General features: G+C 32.7%; 16 protein-coding genes. 7 read left to right on the top strand and 9 right to left on the bottom strand.

All coding sequences use genetic code 11. From position 1 onward, the window contains the following. Window positions 1-7: 7 nt before the first annotated feature. Genes LQ609_RS06630 through LQ609_RS06615 form a run of 4 tightly spaced genes read right to left on the bottom strand, consistent with a single transcriptional unit; the run spans window position 8 to window position 3327 of the window. A complete protein-coding gene (locus tag LQ609_RS06630) occupies window positions 8-1390 on the bottom strand; it encodes a glycoside hydrolase family 1 protein (protein ID WP_239734483.1) in 1383 nt (460 codons plus the stop codon). Further along, window positions 1387-1701: a PTS sugar transporter subunit IIA gene (locus LQ609_RS06625; RefSeq protein ID WP_078358355.1), complete on the bottom strand. Its 315-nt coding sequence runs from the start codon at window positions 1699-1701 to the stop codon at window positions 1387-1389. The genes LQ609_RS06630 and LQ609_RS06625 overlap by 4 nt, the downstream gene beginning before the upstream one ends. Before the next feature lie 21 nt (window positions 1702-1722). After that, window positions 1723-3003 (bottom strand): PTS cellobiose transporter subunit IIC, encoded by a 1281-nt coding sequence (celB, locus tag LQ609_RS06620; protein WP_078358354.1) that lies wholly within the window; start codon window positions 3001-3003, stop codon window positions 1723-1725. A gap of 9 nt (window positions 3004-3012) precedes the next feature. Beyond that, window positions 3013-3327 (bottom strand): PTS sugar transporter subunit IIB, encoded by a 315-nt coding sequence (locus LQ609_RS06615; RefSeq protein ID WP_078358353.1) that lies wholly within the window; start codon window positions 3325-3327, stop codon window positions 3013-3015. Between the two features lie 205 nt (window positions 3328-3532). On the opposite strand from LQ609_RS06615, the gene LQ609_RS06610 reads away from it, so the two are divergent. From LQ609_RS06610 to LQ609_RS06595, 4 genes are all read left to right on the top strand, one after another. Further along, on the top strand, window positions 3533-4894 hold the full coding sequence (locus LQ609_RS06610) for an amino acid permease (RefSeq protein WP_239734482.1): 1362 nt from the start codon (window positions 3533-3535) through the stop codon (window positions 4892-4894). Between the two features lie 725 nt (window positions 4895-5619). After that, a complete protein-coding gene (locus LQ609_RS06605; RefSeq protein ID WP_078358351.1) occupies window positions 5620-6789 on the top strand; it encodes a hypothetical protein in 1170 nt (389 codons plus the stop codon). 17 nt (window positions 6790-6806) lie between these two features. Further along, window positions 6807-8024, top strand: coding sequence for a metal-dependent hydrolase family protein (locus LQ609_RS06600; protein ID WP_078358350.1), 1218 nt, complete (start codon window positions 6807-6809; stop codon window positions 8022-8024). 219 nt (window positions 8025-8243) lie between these two features. Continuing rightward, on the top strand, window positions 8244-8486 hold the full coding sequence (locus LQ609_RS06595; RefSeq protein WP_078358349.1) for a hypothetical protein: 243 nt from the start codon (window positions 8244-8246) through the stop codon (window positions 8484-8486). A 317-nt stretch (window positions 8487-8803) separates the two neighbouring features. Here the strand turns inward: LQ609_RS06595 and LQ609_RS06590 are convergent, their stop codons facing one another. Genes LQ609_RS06590 through gabT form a run of 3 tightly spaced genes read right to left on the bottom strand, consistent with a single transcriptional unit; the run spans window position 8804 to window position 12855 of the window. After that, the gene (locus LQ609_RS06590) at window positions 8804-10183 is read right to left on the bottom strand and encodes an NAD-dependent succinate-semialdehyde dehydrogenase (RefSeq protein WP_239734481.1); all 1380 of its coding nucleotides are present in this window, start codon (window positions 10181-10183) and stop codon (window positions 8804-8806) included. Beyond that, window positions 10146-11537, bottom strand: a complete 1392-nt coding sequence (locus LQ609_RS06585; RefSeq protein ID WP_239734480.1) for an APC family permease — start codon at window positions 11535-11537, stop codon at window positions 10146-10148. The genes LQ609_RS06590 and LQ609_RS06585 overlap by 38 nt, the downstream gene beginning before the upstream one ends. Before the next feature lie 31 nt (window positions 11538-11568). Then, window positions 11569-12855 (bottom strand): 4-aminobutyrate--2-oxoglutarate transaminase, encoded by a 1287-nt coding sequence (gene gabT / locus LQ609_RS06580; protein WP_078358346.1) that lies wholly within the window; start codon window positions 12853-12855, stop codon window positions 11569-11571. 102 nt (window positions 12856-12957) lie between these two features. Here gabT and gabR point away from each other — a divergent pair, with 102 nt between their 5' ends. Further along, window positions 12958-14334 (top strand): MocR-like transcriptional regulator GabR, encoded by a 1377-nt coding sequence (gene gabR / locus LQ609_RS06575; protein ID WP_239734479.1) that lies wholly within the window; start codon window positions 12958-12960, stop codon window positions 14332-14334. A gap of 97 nt (window positions 14335-14431) precedes the next feature. Here gabR and LQ609_RS06570 read toward each other — a convergent pair whose 3' ends face one another. After that, window positions 14432-15445, bottom strand: a complete 1014-nt coding sequence (locus LQ609_RS06570; protein WP_239734478.1) for an aldose epimerase family protein — start codon at window positions 15443-15445, stop codon at window positions 14432-14434. A gap of 135 nt (window positions 15446-15580) precedes the next feature. Here LQ609_RS06570 and LQ609_RS06565 point away from each other — a divergent pair, with 135 nt between their 5' ends. Both LQ609_RS06565 and LQ609_RS06560 read left to right on the top strand, forming a co-directional pair. After that, window positions 15581-15745 (top strand): hypothetical protein, encoded by a 165-nt coding sequence (locus LQ609_RS06565; protein WP_157946491.1) that lies wholly within the window; start codon window positions 15581-15583, stop codon window positions 15743-15745. A gap of 73 nt (window positions 15746-15818) precedes the next feature. Then, entirely contained in the window at window positions 15819-16058 is a 240-nt protein-coding gene (locus LQ609_RS06560; RefSeq protein ID WP_107509382.1) for a DUF3923 family protein, read from the top strand. Window positions 16059-16351: 293 nt separating this feature from the next. Here LQ609_RS06560 and LQ609_RS06555 read toward each other — a convergent pair whose 3' ends face one another. After that, window positions 16352-17722, bottom strand: a complete 1371-nt coding sequence (locus LQ609_RS06555) for a sugar porter family MFS transporter (protein ID WP_239734477.1) — start codon at window positions 17720-17722, stop codon at window positions 16352-16354. Between the last annotated feature and the right edge of the window lie 18 nt (window positions 17723-17740).

Here is a 17740-nt window from a genome sequence, read left to right as displayed (position 1 = left end):
TTTCATATTAGTCATTTAAACTGTTGCTTGAAGAAACTTCTTTAAACCATTTACCACTTTGCTTGATTGTTCTTTTCATCGTATGAATATCTACAGAAATAAAACCATATCTATTTTTATAAGCGTTCATCCATGACCAGTTATCCATAAATGTCCACATATGATACCCCGTACAATTCGCACCTTCTTTTATAGCTTTATTCAACCATATTAGATGTGATTTTACAAAGTCAATTCGGTAAGTATCATTAATTTGACCATCTTCTATAAATCTCGCTTCATTTTCCACACCCATACCATTTTCAGAAATAAAACTTTCTATATTGTTGTAGTTATCTTTCAAATTGATCATAATGTCATAAATACCTTTAGGGTAAATCTCCCATCCACGATATGGATTCATTTTTCTACCTGGCATTTCATAATTATCAAAGTAATACTCAGGGAAAAATGGTGCGTTAGGATTGGGGACTGTATCTCTCGCTTTAACACGTCTTGGTTGATAATAGTTCACGCCTAGTAAATCAACCGTATATTGTTTAATTGTTTTGAGATTATCTTCCGTATAAGTAGGTACCAGTTCATGATTTTTCAATATATCTACTAATGCTTTTGGATATTCGCCTTTCGTTACAGGATCTAAGAAACTTCTATTGAAGAATAAATCTGCAATTTCAGCTGCTTTAACATCCTCTTCATTTTCACTTCGTGGATATGATGGCGTTAAATTTAATATAATACCAATTTTTCCGTCATAACCAGTTTCTTTGTACGATTGAATTACTTTGGCATTCGCAAGTACAGTGTTAAATGCAACCTGAAATCCTCTCTTTGCATCTACAATATTTGGATAATGGAAATCATATAAATAACCACCTTCTACAGGCACAATTGGTTCATTAAATGTAAACCAATATTTAACACGGTCACCAAATAACTCGAAACATTTTGTAGCATAATCCACATAATAATCAACTACTTCTAATGACTCAAAACCACCTTGTTGTTGCTTTTTATATGGCATATCAAAATGATATAAATTCACAAAAGGTTCTATATGATTTTCTTTTAATTCATTTATAACATGATTATAAAATTGAACAGCTTCTTGATTAACTTCATTCGTATCTTGATCCATTAACCGCGTCCAAGAGATAGATAATCGGAAAGAATTATGACCAGTTTCCTTCATTAATTTTATATCTTCATTAAATTGGTGATAAAAATCTGATGTATGATTCGGCCCTACACCTTCAAAAAAACGATTGGGTTCTTCTTCATACCATTTGTCCCATATAGTTTTATCCTTGATTGAATCAGTACCTTCAGTTTGCGTTGCACTAGCAGCGCTTCCCCACCAGAAATCTTCTGGAAATACATATTTAGTCATGATTTCATCTCCTTATATAAGTCTACCATTTCATTTGCTAAATCTTTGACTGTAATTGCATTCATTAAATGGTCTTGTGAATGAATAAGTAATAAATTCAATTCACTTTCTTTACCTTGTGCTTCATTTTGTAATAATTCAGTTTGATATTTATGTGCTTTATTTATTTCTTGTTCTGCTTCTTTTATTAATGCTTCTGCTTCTTCAAAATTTCTTTCTTTTGCACATTGAATTGCTTCCATAGCACTTGACCGTCCATTACCACCGTATAATATGATTTGAAATGCTTTCTCATTAATTGAGGTCGCCATCGTAAATTCCTCCATCCTATATTACTTTTTCAATTCTTGTTTTAAATAGTTTTTGTCTAATAATTTTAAAAATGGCCACCAAATAACAAATGTGATACACAAGTTAACGAGTTGTAGCGCTGCACCTTGCCATGCATTTCCTGTTGCTAAATAACCACTTATAAATATAGGTGTAGTCCATGGCACAATAACTCCTGAAGGTTTTGGTACAAATCCAATATACATAGCTGAATAGCTTACAATCGTTATAATTACTGGTGATATAATCCAAGGAATAATCACTAATGGATTCATAATAATCGGTAATCCAAATAAAATCGGTTCGTTTACATTGAATATAGATGCTGGTGTTCCCAATTTCGCAATTTCTTTGTTTTGTTTACTTCTACAAAGTAAATAAATACCAATTACAACTGCTATTGTTCCTCCCGTTCCACCCATACCAACTAAAAATGTATCTATAAATTGTTTAGTTATAATATTTGGTAACTCTAATCCCTTTTGAAATGCTTCGAAGTTCTCATTGTTTAATGAATACCAAATCGGATCAAACACTGTATTGACAATAATTTGTCCGTGTAATCCAAAGAACCAAAATATTTGAATGAATAAAACAGCAACAATCGTAGCTGGCAAACCTTTTCCTAATGCTGTTAGTGGTTCTTGTACAACTGTGTAGATTAAATCTTGTAATGTATTAAAAGGTGTTAATGCAATTAATATTCTTATTACTAAAAATATAGTTAAAGTAAATGCTACTGGAAGTAATGCACTAAATGATTTAGATACTTGATCTGGCACACCTTTAGGCATTTTTATCGTAATGTCTTTTTTCGTAAAGAAACTATATAGCTCTGAAGTGATAATTGATACGATAATGCCCAGGAACATTCCTTTTGCACCTAATATTTCTGTAGGTATAACGCCTTCAGTTTTCCCTACTACTTGAGGAGTTAAAATTAGAACTGCACTTAGAGCTGTTACCGCTCCGTATATCCCTTCCAAACCATTTCGTTCAGTTAATTTATATCCTATTCCGATAATGACAAAGAGCCCCATTATTGAAAGCGTTGCTGCTGATGCTGGTCCAACTGCATTTTGCCATGCTGCAAACTGACTTTCAGATAGTAATTTATCTAAAAATGGAAAATTCGCAATTACGACAAAGATAGAACCAAATATAATTAATGGTAATGCAATCATAAAACCATCACGTAAAGATGCTAAATATTTATTGTTATTTAATTTATCTGCTATTGGCAGTAATACGTCTTCTAACTTTTCCATAAAAGTACTTTGCATTTTTATCACCTATTCCCCTAATAATGATAAAGCTTGTTTGAGTACGCCATCCCCATCTATTCTTCCATAACTCACTGAGTCAATTGTTTCAATTGGCATTTCTAACCCTTGTTCTTCAGCAGCTTTGATGAATTTTTTCTTCATAAATCTCATTTGTGGACCAATTAACAGAACATCATATTCATCTAAAGCTTGAAAAGCATTGTCACTGGACATAGCTTTAATATTCACTTGTATGTCTTTGCTTTCTGCTGCTTCTTCCATTTTCGTCACTAATAAACTTGTAGACATTCCCGCTGAACATGCTAATAAAATATTTCTCATCTTAATTTCCCCTTTCGATTATATTTCCATTATATTTTGTATACGTTTACATATCGATATAATCATTTTCCTCTAGTAGTGGAATATCAATATGTATTATTATTGATATGAGAACACAAATAATAGTAGTATAATGATTTTTATATTGATTTTTAAATCATATTTTACACATATGTGTTAATGAGATTAAGGAGTGAGAATAAATATGGAAGATCATGAATTAAAACGGAGTATGTCGAATCGACACATTCAATTAATTGCAATTGGTGGCGCTATTGGTACTGGCCTTTTTCTAGGTGCTGGTAAAAGTATTTCATTAGCTGGTCCATCAATTTTATTAGTTTACATTATTATTGGCTTTTTCTTATTTATTATGATGAGAGCATTAGGAGAACTATTACTTTCAAATAGTGATTATAATTCATTTACTGATATAGCAGAACATTATTTAGGTCATCTATTTGGCTTTTTAACTGGTTGGACGTATTGGTTTTGTTGGGTAGCGACAGGAATCGCCGATATTACAGCTGTAGCTAAATATATTCAATTTTGGAATCCAGACATTCCCTCTTATGTATCAGCAATAGCCACAGTAGTTATTTTATTAGGTTTAAATTTAATGACAGTGAAACTATTTGGTGAAGTAGAGTTTTGGTTTGCCCTCATAAAAATTATTGCGATCGTCTTATTGATTGTTATTGGTTTATGGATGATTTTTAATGGTTTTAAATCAAGTAATGGTACTCAATCAGGATTCCATAATTTATATTCACACGGTGGCGTCTTCCCGAATGGTGCGATGGGCTTCTTACTCGCTTTCCAAATGGCAGTGTTTAGTTTTGTTGGGATAGAACTAGTCGGCGTAACTGCTCGTGAAACAAAAGATCCTGAAAAGAACTTACCTAAAGCAGTCAATTCTATCGGATATAGAATATTAATATTTTATGTATTGAGTTTATTAATTATCATGAGTATTACACCATGGAATAAAATCGATCCAGCAGAAAGTCCATTTGTTAGCTTATTTGTATTAGCTGGAATCCCCGCAGCAGCAGGTATTGTAAACTTTGTTGTGTTAACATCTGCTGCAAGTGCTGCAAACAGTGGATTATTTAGTAACAGTAGAATGGTTTATGGATTAGGACAAACTGGTCACGCACCAAAAGGATTAAGTAAAACGAATAAAAGAGGTGTGCCATATCCAGCACTTATCTTCTCAGGTGTCGTACTGTTCTTTGCAGCGATATTAAATTATTTCATACCTGATGATGTGTTCACACTTGTAACAACACTAGCAACAATATTCTTTATCTTTATCTGGTCTATTATTTTAATTTGTTATATCAAGTACAGAAAAGAAGATGCAGATTTACATAAAAAATCTAAATTTAAAAATCCATTTGGTTTAATTGGTTCTTATGTATCATTAGTGTTCTTCGCATTCGTACTCGTGATGTTGTTCTTTGCAGAAGACACACGTACAGCATTAATGTTTTCACCATTATGGATTATCCTGTTGTTAGCTGCTTATTATATAAATAAAAGTAGACAATCAACAGCACATTAATATTTTAATATGAGTATGAGAATGAGATTTCATCCCGATACTTAAAGCAACTCTCCCAAACCGTTGAACATAAATACGGATTGAGAGAGTTTTATTTTTGTGGAATATTATAGAGGTGACTTTAGATTGCGCTTACTGGCAGAATTACGAATTGTACTCCTTAGATTGCGCTTACTGGCACAATTCCGAATTGTGCTCCTTAGACTGCGCTTACTGGCAGAATTCTGAATTATGCTCTTTAGATACTATTTCTTACGGACATTTCTCGGAATTTTGTCCCTTACAACACCTCTTACGGACATTTCTCGGAATTTTGTCCCTTACAACACCTCTTACGGACATTTCTCAGAATTATGTCCCTTAACAACCCTCTTACGGACATTTCTCAGAATTATGTCCCTTAGCACCCTTCTTACGGACATTTCTCGGAATTTTGTCCCTAACGACACCTCTTGCGGACATTTCTCGGAATTTTGTCCCTTACACTACCTCTTACGGACATTTCTCAGAATCATGTCCCTAACAACACCTCTTACGCTTAATATTTTTATAAAAAGCTCCAATCATAAAATTCCTAATGCAATATTTTCATTCTAAAAATATATGGCTGGAACTTATTTGTGTAATATTTGTCTATATATTCAAAATATTTTGAATATAGTATTAACTATTGCATTTTTATGTGCTAAGGTTTTCTTATTAACTTAAAAAGGGAGTGAACGCTAATGGTTAGTGAACCGCTTATTTCTGCTACTATACTATTTGCATTAATTGTTCTAGGTGAAGTTATTTCTTATGTTACAAAGGCTCGTGTTCCAATGTTATTAACTGCTATGGTCAGTTATTTGCTCTTATCTTGGGCAGGTGTTTTACCTGCAAAAATACTTGATAATGCAATTTTACCTTCACTAGGTGCACTTGTTATTGCGCCAGTTATTATGCATATGGGTACTATGATGCCGCTTCATATACTTAAGTCTCAATGGAAAGCGGTTGTTATTTCAATTTTTGGGATTATTGGTTCTACTACTTTAATTTTAATTTTCGTTACACTCCTGTTTGATTTCCGTACAGCAGCTTCTGGTGTCGGTCCTATTGCGGGTGGTATTGTTGCACTTCTTATTACTGTAGAGAAACTTCAAGATTTAGGATTAGCTAATTTAATTGTTTTACCTGCTATTGTTCAGGCTTTGCAAGGTGTTATTGGCATGCCTCTTAGTTCAATACTTATGAAACGTTATTCAAAATATTATCTTGCAAATAGAGCGCACGATAAGAACGTTGCGAATATCTCTAATAAAAATGAAGATAAAAAAGAAACGATTTTTAGTAAAAGTCCATTACTTCAAAATAATGTTATTAGACTCTTTATTATGTTTTTATTAGCAAGTTTTGCTTTTATTATTGGAGAATTTACTGGCATTCATTACACACTACTTAGTTTATTATTTGGTGTAATTGGATTGAAGATTGGTTTGTTCGAACAAAAAGAAATGGAACGCAACCAATCATTCACAATTATGATGGTTATTATTATTCTCATCGTAATCGGTTCTATGGGCGGTATTAAACCTCACGACTTATGGGAATACTTACCTGCAATATTATCTATTCTTGTTATTGGTACAATCGGCATTTTAATAGGAGGCTTTGTTGGCGCGAAATTAATCGGTTGGAGACCTACTAAAGCTTTACCTGTTGCATTAACTGCACTATATGGTTTCCCAGGTGATTTTATATTATGCGAAGAAGTCAGTCGTTCGGTCACAGACAACGAAGAAGATAGAGAAGATGTATTTAATGAATTACTAAGTCCAATGATTATCGGTGGATTTACAACTGTAACAGTAGCATCTGTTATTTTAACAACTATTTTAATGAATTTTATTAAATAACGTAGGAGGAAGTTAACTTGATTTTAAAAAATATAAATTTAATAGATGGAACTGGTAATGATATTCAAAAAAACATAGATATTAAAATCGAAAATAATGTTATTGCTGAAATAGGCAAGAATTTAAATGGTGATGATGTTATAGAAGGAAATGGACAATATTTACTTCCTGGTATGATTGACAGCCATGTGCACGTAATGTTGGAAATGGAACCGTTAGAAAATCGCTTATCTACGCCTTTTTCATATAATTTTTATAAAGCTATTGATCATTTAAAACGAACAGTCGATGCTGGCGTTACAACTGTTAGAGATGCTTTAGGTGCAGATTTAGGATTAAAAGAAGCTGTAAATGACGGAATTGTACTAGGTCCACGTTTACAAATTAGTATAAACGCATTAACAATCACAGGTGGACATGGAGATAGCTATACAAAGTCCGGAATTCATTTACCACTTTTACAAGATGGTTATCCCGGTATGCCGAGTGGATTATGCGATGGCGTCAACGAAGTCCGAAAAAAAGCGCGTGAAATGCTTAGAGCTGGTGCGGATGTATTAAAAGTTCATGCAACTGGTGGTGTTACCAGTGCAACTGACCATCCAGACTACACACAATTTTCAGTAGAAGAATTAAAAGTAATTGTCGAAGAAGCACAATTTAGAAATAATCGTAAAGTAATGGCACACGCACAAGGTTTACAAGGTGTAAAACAATGTATAGAAGCTGGCATTCATTCAATCGAACACGGTATATATTTAGACGATGAAGCTGTAAAATTGATGAAAGAAAAAGATATGTATTTAGTACCTACACTTCTTGCACCATTGTCCGTTATAGAATTCGCTGCCGAATTAGGAATGAGCGAAAATTCCATAAATAAATCAAAGCAAGTCATGCAAGATCATATCGAAAGCTTTAAGAAAGCTCACCAAGCAGGTGTGAAAATAGCAATGGGTACAGATGCAGGCGTATTCAAACACGGCACTAACTTAAGAGAGTTAGAACTTATGGTTGAACACGGTATGACAGAAATGGAAGCAATCGTTTCATCAACAAAGACTGCAGCAGAATGTTTAGGTTACGATGAAGAACTCGGTACTATCGAAGAAGGTAAAAAAGCAGACTTTATTTTACTAGAACAAAATCCATTAGATGATATTGCAGTATTAAGAGATCCAAACAAGATTAAAGTCGTAGCTATAGACGGTAAAATCGTAAAAGACATTAGGTAAATACGAATCATCGACTATGATAGAGAATAATATTGCACTTATTACAAAGAGAAAAATAGTTAAAGCAGAGACAGTTAAAACTTCAAGAATAATTAACTTTTTGTTTTTCATTGATTACCACCTAAACTCATTATTACATTATTTTTAGACTAATTCTGTGACATCCATCACAGTAATTCCTTTAAAATTTGATAAAATTTTTTTAAAGGAGATGGTAATATGACTAATGGATTAGAAGTTTTAATATGGAAACAAAATAAAGTTGCTAAGAAGTTTATAGACGAGCAAGCTACTTCACCTCAATCTGCCAAAACTTATGAAAACTTAAATATTAAATACAACAGAACATTTACAAACTTATATAAAAAAGGGATTATTAAAAAAAGTGGGAAGAAATACTTTCTTGATAATGAAGAATGGAAGAAATTCAAAAAATCTTATAAGAGAATATTTTTACTTTAAAAATACAATCGAGTATATTTTAAGAATATAAGAATTTAAAACTGGATCAAGCAAGCTAATTATAATGAAATTCGTAGCACTTTGAGTTTCTGATATACACCCTTCAAAGTAGACATTTTAAAAATGAAAACTTTGAAGGGCGTTTTTCTTTAATTAGAAAGTTAGAAGTTAAATATTTGCTGAGATTATATCAACTTATCAAACATTGATATATTTATGAAAAGTAATCACATTAAAAATGACTGACCTCATAAATTATATGAAATCAGCCTAGTAAGATATTGTTTTTTAGTTGTCTTCTTAATTTTATATTCAGATTACATATTACCTATTGATAAATATTTCGTTTCTAAATATGGCTCTATTCCTTCTATACCGCCTTCTCGACCGTAACCACTTTCTTTATAGCCTCCGAATGGTGCATGTGCTGCTGATGGTGCACCATCGTTCCAGCCTATTACACCATAATCAAGCTTTCTATATATATCAAAGCCTGTTCTATAATCATTAGTGAAGAAGTAAGCTGCTAATCCATATTCTGTATCATTTGCTACTTTAATGATGTCTTCTAAATCATCATATGTCATAACTGCTGCGATTGGTCCGAATGTTTCTTCATGCATCACTTTCATTTCAAGATTTGCATGACGTATGACTACTGGCTTTAAGAAGTTTCCGCCTATTTTCAGTTGTTCGATTGGTAATGATAGTTCACCACCGTGTTCAACTGCATCTTCTATTTGATCTAATACTTTTTCTACTGCATTTTGATTAATTAACGGTCCCATATCTATATCTTGTTCTAAACCATTTCCTACATTCAAAGCATTTACTTTTTTAGTTAATAATTCTGTATAAGCTTGTTCAATGTCTTTATGAACAAAAATTCTATTGGCACTAATACAAGTTTGACCTGAATTTCTAAATTTAGTAGCAATTGTTTGGTTAACCGCTAGTTCTAAATCAGCATCTTTATGTACAATTATCGGAGCTAATCCGCCTAATTCCATTGTTACATTTTTAACACTGTCTGAAGATGCTTTTATTAACTGTTTACCTACTGGGGTAGACCCTGTAAATGTGATTTTTTGAATAATTGGGCTTTCTGTAAAAATTCTTCCAGCATCTCGACCACTTAAAACGACATATTGTATCGCATCTTCTGGTATGCCCGCTTCATGTGCCAGTTCAACCATGCGTATCGTCGTTAACGGTGTTTCTAAGGCTGGCTTACAAACTATCGTACAACCCGCTGCTAACGCTGGTGCCATTTTTCTAGCAATCATAGCTGCTGGGAAATTCCAAGGAGTAATAGCACCAACAACACCAACTGGAAATGAGTCTGTAATAATTTTCTTGCCTTTTTGATTAGCAGGTATCGTTTTTCCATAAATACGTTTCGCTTCTTCTTGATACCATTGTATATAACTATTAGCGTAGGCAACTTCACCTAAAGCTTCTTTATAAGGCTTTCCATTTTCTAAAGTTATAAGTTCTGCTAATTCTTCTTTATGTTCATCAATTAATTGATACCATTTTAATAAAAGTGCAGAACGATCATGAGCATCTCTTTCACGCCAAGATTCATATGCTTCTTGTGCATTACTTATTTGTTGCGTTGCTTCTTCTTCAGAAGTGTATTTAATTGTCTTTACGACTTCATTCGTTGCTGGATTGTATACTTTGAGCTCTTTCAAAAGTCTCAACCTCCTTAGATTTCGTTAAATATAGAACAACTGCAATACCATACCAAACACATACGATAATCCATTCATTTGGCCATATAAGTGATGAAGGCATTCCTGGTAAATAAATTACTATAAATGCGATACTTAAAATAACAGCCGTCCAACCTACAAACTTGCCACTTTTAATACGATACGGTCTTTCTAAATTAGGTTCACTTTTTCTTAACTTCAAGAAAGAGAATGCAACTAGTAAATAACCTAATACAACACCAATTCCACCTGCATCAACGATCCATACGAGTGCCGGACGTCCAAGCAGTGGTGCAACAAATGCTAGTAGACCTAGGAATAAAATACCATGTGTCGGTGTTTTATATTTAGGATGAATAAATGCAAACCATTTAGGAATCATATTATTTTTAGCCATAGCATATAGAATACGACTACCACCAATAATAAAAGCATTCCAGCTTGTTATAATACCTGCAACGCCACCTAATACAAGTAATACACCAAATCCACTAGATCCAAATAAATTGACCATAGCATCCGCTGTAGCTAATTCACTTGAGCCTAACTGACTAGGTGTTAACCCTGTCGCTACACCAAATACAATTAATAGGTAAAATATAACTAAAGCAATGATTGAAATAATAAGTATGCTACCAATCTTTTTAGATGGTGCTTTAACTTCTTCAGCTATTTGAGGTATAACATCAAACCCTACAAATAGAAATGGAATCATGATGAGAACTGACATTGTTCCTCCAACACCATGGCTGAATAATGGTTTAAGTTGAGTAAATTCACCATTAAAGCTCGCTCCGAAAAATAATAACAATCCTACGCCTACAATAAATATAGTAAACACTGTTTGCATAATAGCAGCTGGCTTAACGCCAAAGTAATTTAGTGAAGTTAAGATAACACTGCCAATAGATCCTATTAGAACCCATGTTAAGTAAACGTCCCAACCTGCTAAGTTCCACAACAATCCTGTATGTTCAAAAGGTATAACGTAATCTATAACTGTCGGTAATGCAACAGCTTCAAATGTAATGACTGATACATATCCAAATAATACTGACCAACCTGAGAAGAAAGCTACACCTGGACTGAACGCTTTCTTAACAAAGACGAATCCGCCTCCTGTTTCAGGTATTGCAGATGCTAGCTCTGCATACGTCAATCCTATAAATATTACTAATAAACCACCTATTACAAAAGCTATGATACTTCCTAAAAATCCTGCTTCAGAAATCCATTCTCCCGAAAGTACAACCCAGCCCCATCCAAGCATGGCTCCAATCGCGAGAAACAATACATCTGCTATGTTCATTGTTTTATTAAATTGAGAATTCATATTCATACCCCATTTTCATTAGTCCTATTTATTAAAGACTGGATTCTAAAATCGATAAACCTTTGTTTAGTTCTTCGTCTGTAATGACTAAAGGTGCTAAAAATCTAATCACGTTACCGTTTATACCAGCTGATAATAATAATAACCCATTATCGTTAGCTGTTTTCACAATTTCTGATGTTTTTAGCTTATTTGGTGCGTTTGTTTCTGGATCTACAATTTCCATTGCGACCATTGCACCTAATCTACGAATGTCTCCAATAAAATTATGTTCTAATTTAAATGATTGTAATGTTGTTTCTAGAGTTGCGCCAAGTTGCTCAGCTTTAGCATTCAAGTTTTCTTCTTCTATAATTTCTATAACTTTAAGTGCAGCTTCACAAGCTAGAGGATTTCCGGCATATGTACCACCAATCTCACCTGGGTTTGGACTATCTATAATTTCACTTCTACCTACAACACCGCTTAATGGAAAACCTGCTGCAAGAGATTTAGATACCGTCATTAAATCAGGTACAACATCAAAATGCTCTATCGCGAATGTCTTTCCTGTTCGAGCAAATCCAGTTTGTATTTCATCTGCAATAAATACAATTCCATGTTCTTCACAAATATCTTTTAATGCATGAATGAATTTTTTGTCGGGGATAATAAATCCGCCTTCACCTTGTACTGGTTCAATAACGACACAAGCAACTTCTGTAGGATCAACTGTAGCTATAAAGAAGTTCTTTAAATCTTTAATGACTGAGTCGATATACGCTTCATCACTCAAACCTTCTGGCTTATCAGCTAAATAAGGATAAGGTGCTTGATATACTTCTGGTGCGAAAGGTCCAAAACCAAATTTATATGGTCTAACTTTACTAGTCATAGACATTGTTAAATTTGTTCTTCCGTGGAAACCTCTAATGAAAGATACAACTTGTTGTCTTCCTGTATATTTACGAGCTATTTTTACTGCATTTTCTACAGCTTCAGCTCCTGAATTAAGTAATACTGTTTTCTTTTTATGATCTCCTGGTGTAATCTCAGCTAATTTTTCAGCTAACTTAATATAGCTTTCATACATAATGACATTAAACCCAGGTAATATAAATCGTTCTAATTCATTTTTTAGATGTTCAGTAATTTTCGGATGTGAATGACCGACATTTAATGTACCAATTGCGCCTGCAAAGTCTATCCATTCTTGTCCCTCATTATCTGTAACAGTTGCCCCTTTAGCAAAGTCAGCTATATGTGTATTTCCATTACTGACACCTCTTGCTACATATTCGTTACGTAGAGATACTAATTCTTCTTGAGTCTTACCCATCTAAAATCCCTCCTATTGTTTATTTAATACATATTAAAAAATTATTGGTATAATGAAAAGTACCAGTTTCCATTAATTTATAGTACCAGAGGGGTGGAAAGTATGACTCAAACTTACAAATATAGAGAAATTTATCTCAAAATAAAACAAGATATTCTCTCGCAACAATATAATAGTCACGAAAAACTACCTTCAAAAAGACAACTTGCAAATGATCAAAGTGTAAGTATAAATACTGTTAAAAATGCTTATGAACAACTTTTTGCGGAAGGTTACATTTATACGAAGGAAAGACAGGGGTATTTTGTTGAAGCGTTGAACAAACTGATTATACAAGATCATCACGTTTCACAACCATTAAACAATAATCCAAATCAAATTAAATCATCATTTCGCTATTCTTTATCTCATATGACGACAGATATCTCACAATTTCCAATTGATTTGTGGTCTAAACATGTCAAAGAAGCTTTTTCTACCTTCAAAAATGAAATGTCAGAAATACCTATTTACAAAGGACCTTTAGAACTTAGAAAATCTATTGCACAACTCATCTCATATAAAAGAGGTGTATCCTGTTATCCTGAACAAATCATAGTAAGCTCAGGCACAGCTAATTTATTAAGTACGTTATTTAAGACACTATCCGACAATCAAAAAATCGCAATTGAAAATCCCGGATATTCACGTATGAGAAAACTATTTATAGATATGGGGCAAGAAGTCGTAAACATACCACTCGATCATAAAGGATTATCGGTTAATACATTAAAGACAGAAAAACCAGATTTCGTTGTGACAACACCTTCTCACCAATTTCCTACTGGAACAATTATGCCTATATCTAGAAGAATAGAATTATTAAATTGGGTGACTGAACAAAATAAATACATTATAGAAGACGATTACGATAGTGAGTACAAATACGGAACAGACAATATCCCCTCATTATATAGTTTAGATAAAAATGACCGAGTCATATATTTAGGAACATTCTCAAAAACTTTAATGCCAAGCTTAAGAGTAAGTTATATGGTATTACCATATCCACTACTTTATAAATTTGATTTAGCAACAGAGACTTCAATTACCGATTTAAGTTCAATTAATGCCTATGCACTACACCTTTTTATCAAATCAGGAAATTACGAGAAATATATTCGAAAAATGCATCACATATATACAGAAAAAAGAGAGCTATTCTTAAAAATATTATCAAAAGAATTTAAAGAAGATATCACGATTTATGATATGCAAGCAGGTCTTCATTTCTTATTAAATATAAAAACCACACTGAGTTATAAAGAAATAGAACAAAAAGCACATGACAATAGTATAGAACTCTATACATTAAGAAGATTTATGGTTGAAGAACCAGCAAATTCATCAATCAAAACGTTGATCATAGGATTTGCTAAAATAGAACTAGAAGATATTGAGCCTGCAATATTAAAATTAAAAGAAATCATTTATAACTAATTTAGGCTTAAGCAGATTTGAGCCGAATCGCACGATATCTCTGAAGTCTTCGTGCGTTTTAACCCGATTTGAGCTGAATCGCACGATATCTTTCTTCTTACTTATCTTTAGTTTTAATTTGGTAACTTGTTTCACTACTAAATGTTTTGCCATTTCTTAAAATAGAAGGTGCACTATCACCTAACAAATGTATATCATCAGGTATAGATTGTGTTTCTAAAGTAAAACCGCCGTGCTCTTGAATTGTGTGATCATGGTCGTTCCAATCTACATCATTCAAAGTGAAAATAACTACATGGTCTTGATCAGTTTTCATTTCAATTTCCAATTCATCATTTGAAACTGTAAATGACTCATCTCCTAATTTAACAGGATGATCTATTCCGTTAAATTGCTTAATTTGTGACAAGCCACTCTCAAAAACATCTCTAAAAGTAAGTATCTCTTTTTTTATTTCTTCATTAATATTTACTGTATCCAATGACTTCACAATTTGATTTTCTTTTAATGGATAAAATTCAATTTCATTATGAATTCTATGATTTTCAATCGTTTGATTCGTCTTATTCAAATTAAAATACACATGATTCATTGGGTTAAATAAAGTATCTTCCGTACTCGTAGCCTCATAATGAATTGACCACATCATTTGAATTAAATCATATCGGTGCGTTACTCTTATTTGTATATTACCTGGGAAATAGTCATCTTCGGATTTCATATCAGCTGTATAAATAACCGTAACAATCTTATCTTCATTTATAATTTCATAATCAAATACGCGTGAATGCAACCCATTAGATCCACCATGCAAATTATGTTTAGCATCATTTTGTTCTAATTTATAATTTTGACCATTCAATTCAAATGTACCATTTTCAATTCTACCACCGTATCTACCAATAGTAGCCCCAAAGAAATAAGGATTTTCTTCATAATATTGGACTAAGTCATCATTCTCATTTGGACCAAGAACGATAGACCTACCATCAACTTTCCAATCTACAATTCTCATGCCAAAATTAGTGAATTTAATTTCTGAATTTCCGTCATAAATCGTAATTAAATCTATATTATTAGCATCATCCAGAATCTCAATATTAAAAGCCATTTACATTCCTCTATTCTTTAATATTAACGTTATTTAGTTAAATTTTAGCATATCATATAATTGTAATTCTAATTAAGTTATACTTTTTATATACATATTAGTAAAGAAACGTTTTAAAAGGAGGCATATCACATAATGGTAAAATCTTTTTTAACACACTTTATAGGCTTTTTAATTATTTTTTCAGCACTTACATATTTCTTTAATAGAGATTACACCGCGATAGAAATCATTATTGTTTCTATAGTTTATGGTATTATTATGGCGCTTATTAATAATAAAAAGAAAAAGGAAAAATGACGCATATTGCTCATTTAAAATATCAATGATACCATTTTAATTAAATAATTAATTTCCGAAAAGAGGACACTTTATGAAAGTATCATGGATATTATGGTGGATATTAACTGTTATTGAACTTGGATCATTTATTCTTATGGCTATCTTTTTATGGTTTAGAGAAATTGATGCTACCGGTGCTGTTCAAACAACTGAATTAAAATGGTTGTCTATCGGTATGGTCGCCACACTCTTTATCATGCCTTTTTTAACTCAAATAGTTTGGCTAATAATCAATATTATTACTTCAAAGAAAATGAAAACCCAACAATAAACTTTGTTTGAATTACAAAGTAACATTTCGTAATAGGTTAGAGTATTGTTTGAGCCGAATCGCACGATATCTCGAAAGTCTTCGTGCGTTTTAACAGTATTTTAGCCGAATCGCACGATATCTCTGAAGTCTTCGTGCGTTTTGCACGGATTTCAACCGAATCGCACGATATCTCCGGAGTCTTCGTGCGTTTTGAACCAGACCTTCAACCGAAATACAGCACTACTACTCACCTTACCAAATAATTGATAAATAAAACCCGCTTCCTGAAATCCAGGAAACGGGTTGTTTTTTTATGCTTTTGATTCTATCGGTTCATTCATACGTTCGTCTAAATATAGTTCTATTTCTTCTAAAGTCTTTCCTTTTGTTTCATAAAGTATATATTTCGAGAATAGGAAGCCTACTACACATATACCTGCAAACATAAAGAATATATTACTTAAACCAATACTTTGCATTAAAATCGGGAAGAATAGCGCTACTACAATATTACCTAACCAGTTAACCATTGATGCTATTCCTGTTGCCATCCCTCTTGCTTCACTCGGAAATAATTCTCCAACCACAATCCACGTAACTGCAGCCCATGAATATGCATAAAATATGACATATATACAAATAAATATAAACACGAGTGATATAGCCCACGTTTGTCCAGAATTTGTATATGGATAAATAATTCCTACTAGTAATAAGCATAATCCCATTCCAATTGAACCGGACATAAATAATGTTTTTCTATTAAATTTATCTACTACAAATAGTGTCGCTATTGTTGCTAATACAAAAACAATTCCTACACCTACTGTTGATATAACGCCACTAGCTGTTGATCCAAAGACATCCCCTAGTATTTGTGAAGAGTAATAAAATATCGTATTTGCCCCTTGAATTTGTTGTAAAAACGTGACACAACAACCTACAAATACTGAAAACGTAACTGCTTTTGTTAATTTAAAAGTCTTTTGTTCTTTACTGATTTCATCATTAATTTGTAAAATTTCTCTATATTCTCTTTCAGCTTCACGCTCTGGTCTAATTCTTTTTAAATTAGATAATGCTAAATCTTTAAAGCCTTTTTTAATTAAAAATCTAGGTGACTCAGGTAAAATAAATGCGCCTACAAATAAAATAATCGCAGGTATAACAGCACCACCTAGCATCCATCTCCATCCTTCAAAAACATCTATAAATGCATAGTTTACACCATAAGATATAAGCATACCTGCAGTTATCATTAATTGATTTAATCCTGATATTTTTCCCCTAATCGCTGGTGGTGATATTTCTCCCATATACATAGGTACTAAAGCTGATGCAGAACCAACAGAAATACCTAGTACAAATCGTGAAACGATTAATATTCCAGGACTTCCAGAAAAGGCACAAGCTAAAGAACCAATTGCAAAGATAATAGCTGTTATTAAAATCATCATTTTTCTACCAAATCTATCTGCTAAAGATGCCATCGAAACTGCACCTATCATTGCTCCGAGGAATAAAATTGAAGTTATTGTTCCTTCTAACATTGGGCTAACTTCCCATGTTTCTTTTATTCCAGGCAAAGCACCATTTATAATTCCTATATCATAGCCAAATAAAAATCCACCAAATGCACCAAACGCGTATATCAAATTTGTTTTTGGTTTTTGATTTCCCATTATGATTCCCCTTTGTTA

The sequence above is a fragment of the Mammaliicoccus sp. G-M28 genome (assembly GCF_022386595.1).
Lineage (GTDB): Bacteria > Bacillota > Bacilli > Staphylococcales > Staphylococcaceae > Mammaliicoccus > Mammaliicoccus fleurettii.
This window is presented reverse-complemented; position numbering and strand designations above follow the sequence as displayed.

What these genes read in the sequence shown, in the direction of transcription:
- LQ609_RS06630 (WP_239734483.1), bottom strand. Translation starts at nt 1,390, where the DNA reads ATGACTAAATATGTATTTCCAGAAGATTTCTGGTGGGGAAGCGCTGCT.
- LQ609_RS06625 (WP_078358355.1), bottom strand. Translation starts at nt 1,701, where the DNA reads ATGGCGACCTCAATTAATGAGAAAGCATTTCAAATCATATTATACGGT.
- celB (WP_078358354.1), bottom strand. Translation starts at nt 3,003, where the DNA reads ATGCAAAGTACTTTTATGGAAAAGTTAGAAGACGTATTACTGCCAATA.
- LQ609_RS06615 (WP_078358353.1), bottom strand. Translation starts at nt 3,327, where the DNA reads ATGAGAAATATTTTATTAGCATGTTCAGCGGGAATGTCTACAAGTTTA.
- LQ609_RS06610 (WP_239734482.1), top strand. Translation starts at nt 3,533, where the DNA reads ATGGAAGATCATGAATTAAAACGGAGTATGTCGAATCGACACATTCAA.
- LQ609_RS06605 (WP_078358351.1), top strand. Translation starts at nt 5,620, where the DNA reads ATGGTTAGTGAACCGCTTATTTCTGCTACTATACTATTTGCATTAATT.
- LQ609_RS06595 (WP_078358349.1), top strand. Translation starts at nt 8,244, where the DNA reads ATGACTAATGGATTAGAAGTTTTAATATGGAAACAAAATAAAGTTGCT.
- LQ609_RS06585 (WP_239734480.1), bottom strand. Translation starts at nt 11,537, where the DNA reads ATGAATTCTCAATTTAATAAAACAATGAACATAGCAGATGTATTGTTT.
- gabT (WP_078358346.1), bottom strand. Translation starts at nt 12,855, where the DNA reads ATGGGTAAGACTCAAGAAGAATTAGTATCTCTACGTAACGAATATGTA.
- gabR (WP_239734479.1), top strand. Translation starts at nt 12,958, where the DNA reads ATGACTCAAACTTACAAATATAGAGAAATTTATCTCAAAATAAAACAA.
- LQ609_RS06570 (WP_239734478.1), bottom strand. Translation starts at nt 15,445, where the DNA reads ATGGCTTTTAATATTGAGATTCTGGATGATGCTAATAATATAGATTTA.
- LQ609_RS06565 (WP_157946491.1), top strand. Translation starts at nt 15,581, where the DNA reads ATGGTAAAATCTTTTTTAACACACTTTATAGGCTTTTTAATTATTTTT.
- LQ609_RS06560 (WP_107509382.1), top strand. Translation starts at nt 15,819, where the DNA reads ATGAAAGTATCATGGATATTATGGTGGATATTAACTGTTATTGAACTT.
- LQ609_RS06555 (WP_239734477.1), bottom strand. Translation starts at nt 17,722, where the DNA reads ATGGGAAATCAAAAACCAAAAACAAATTTGATATACGCGTTTGGTGCA.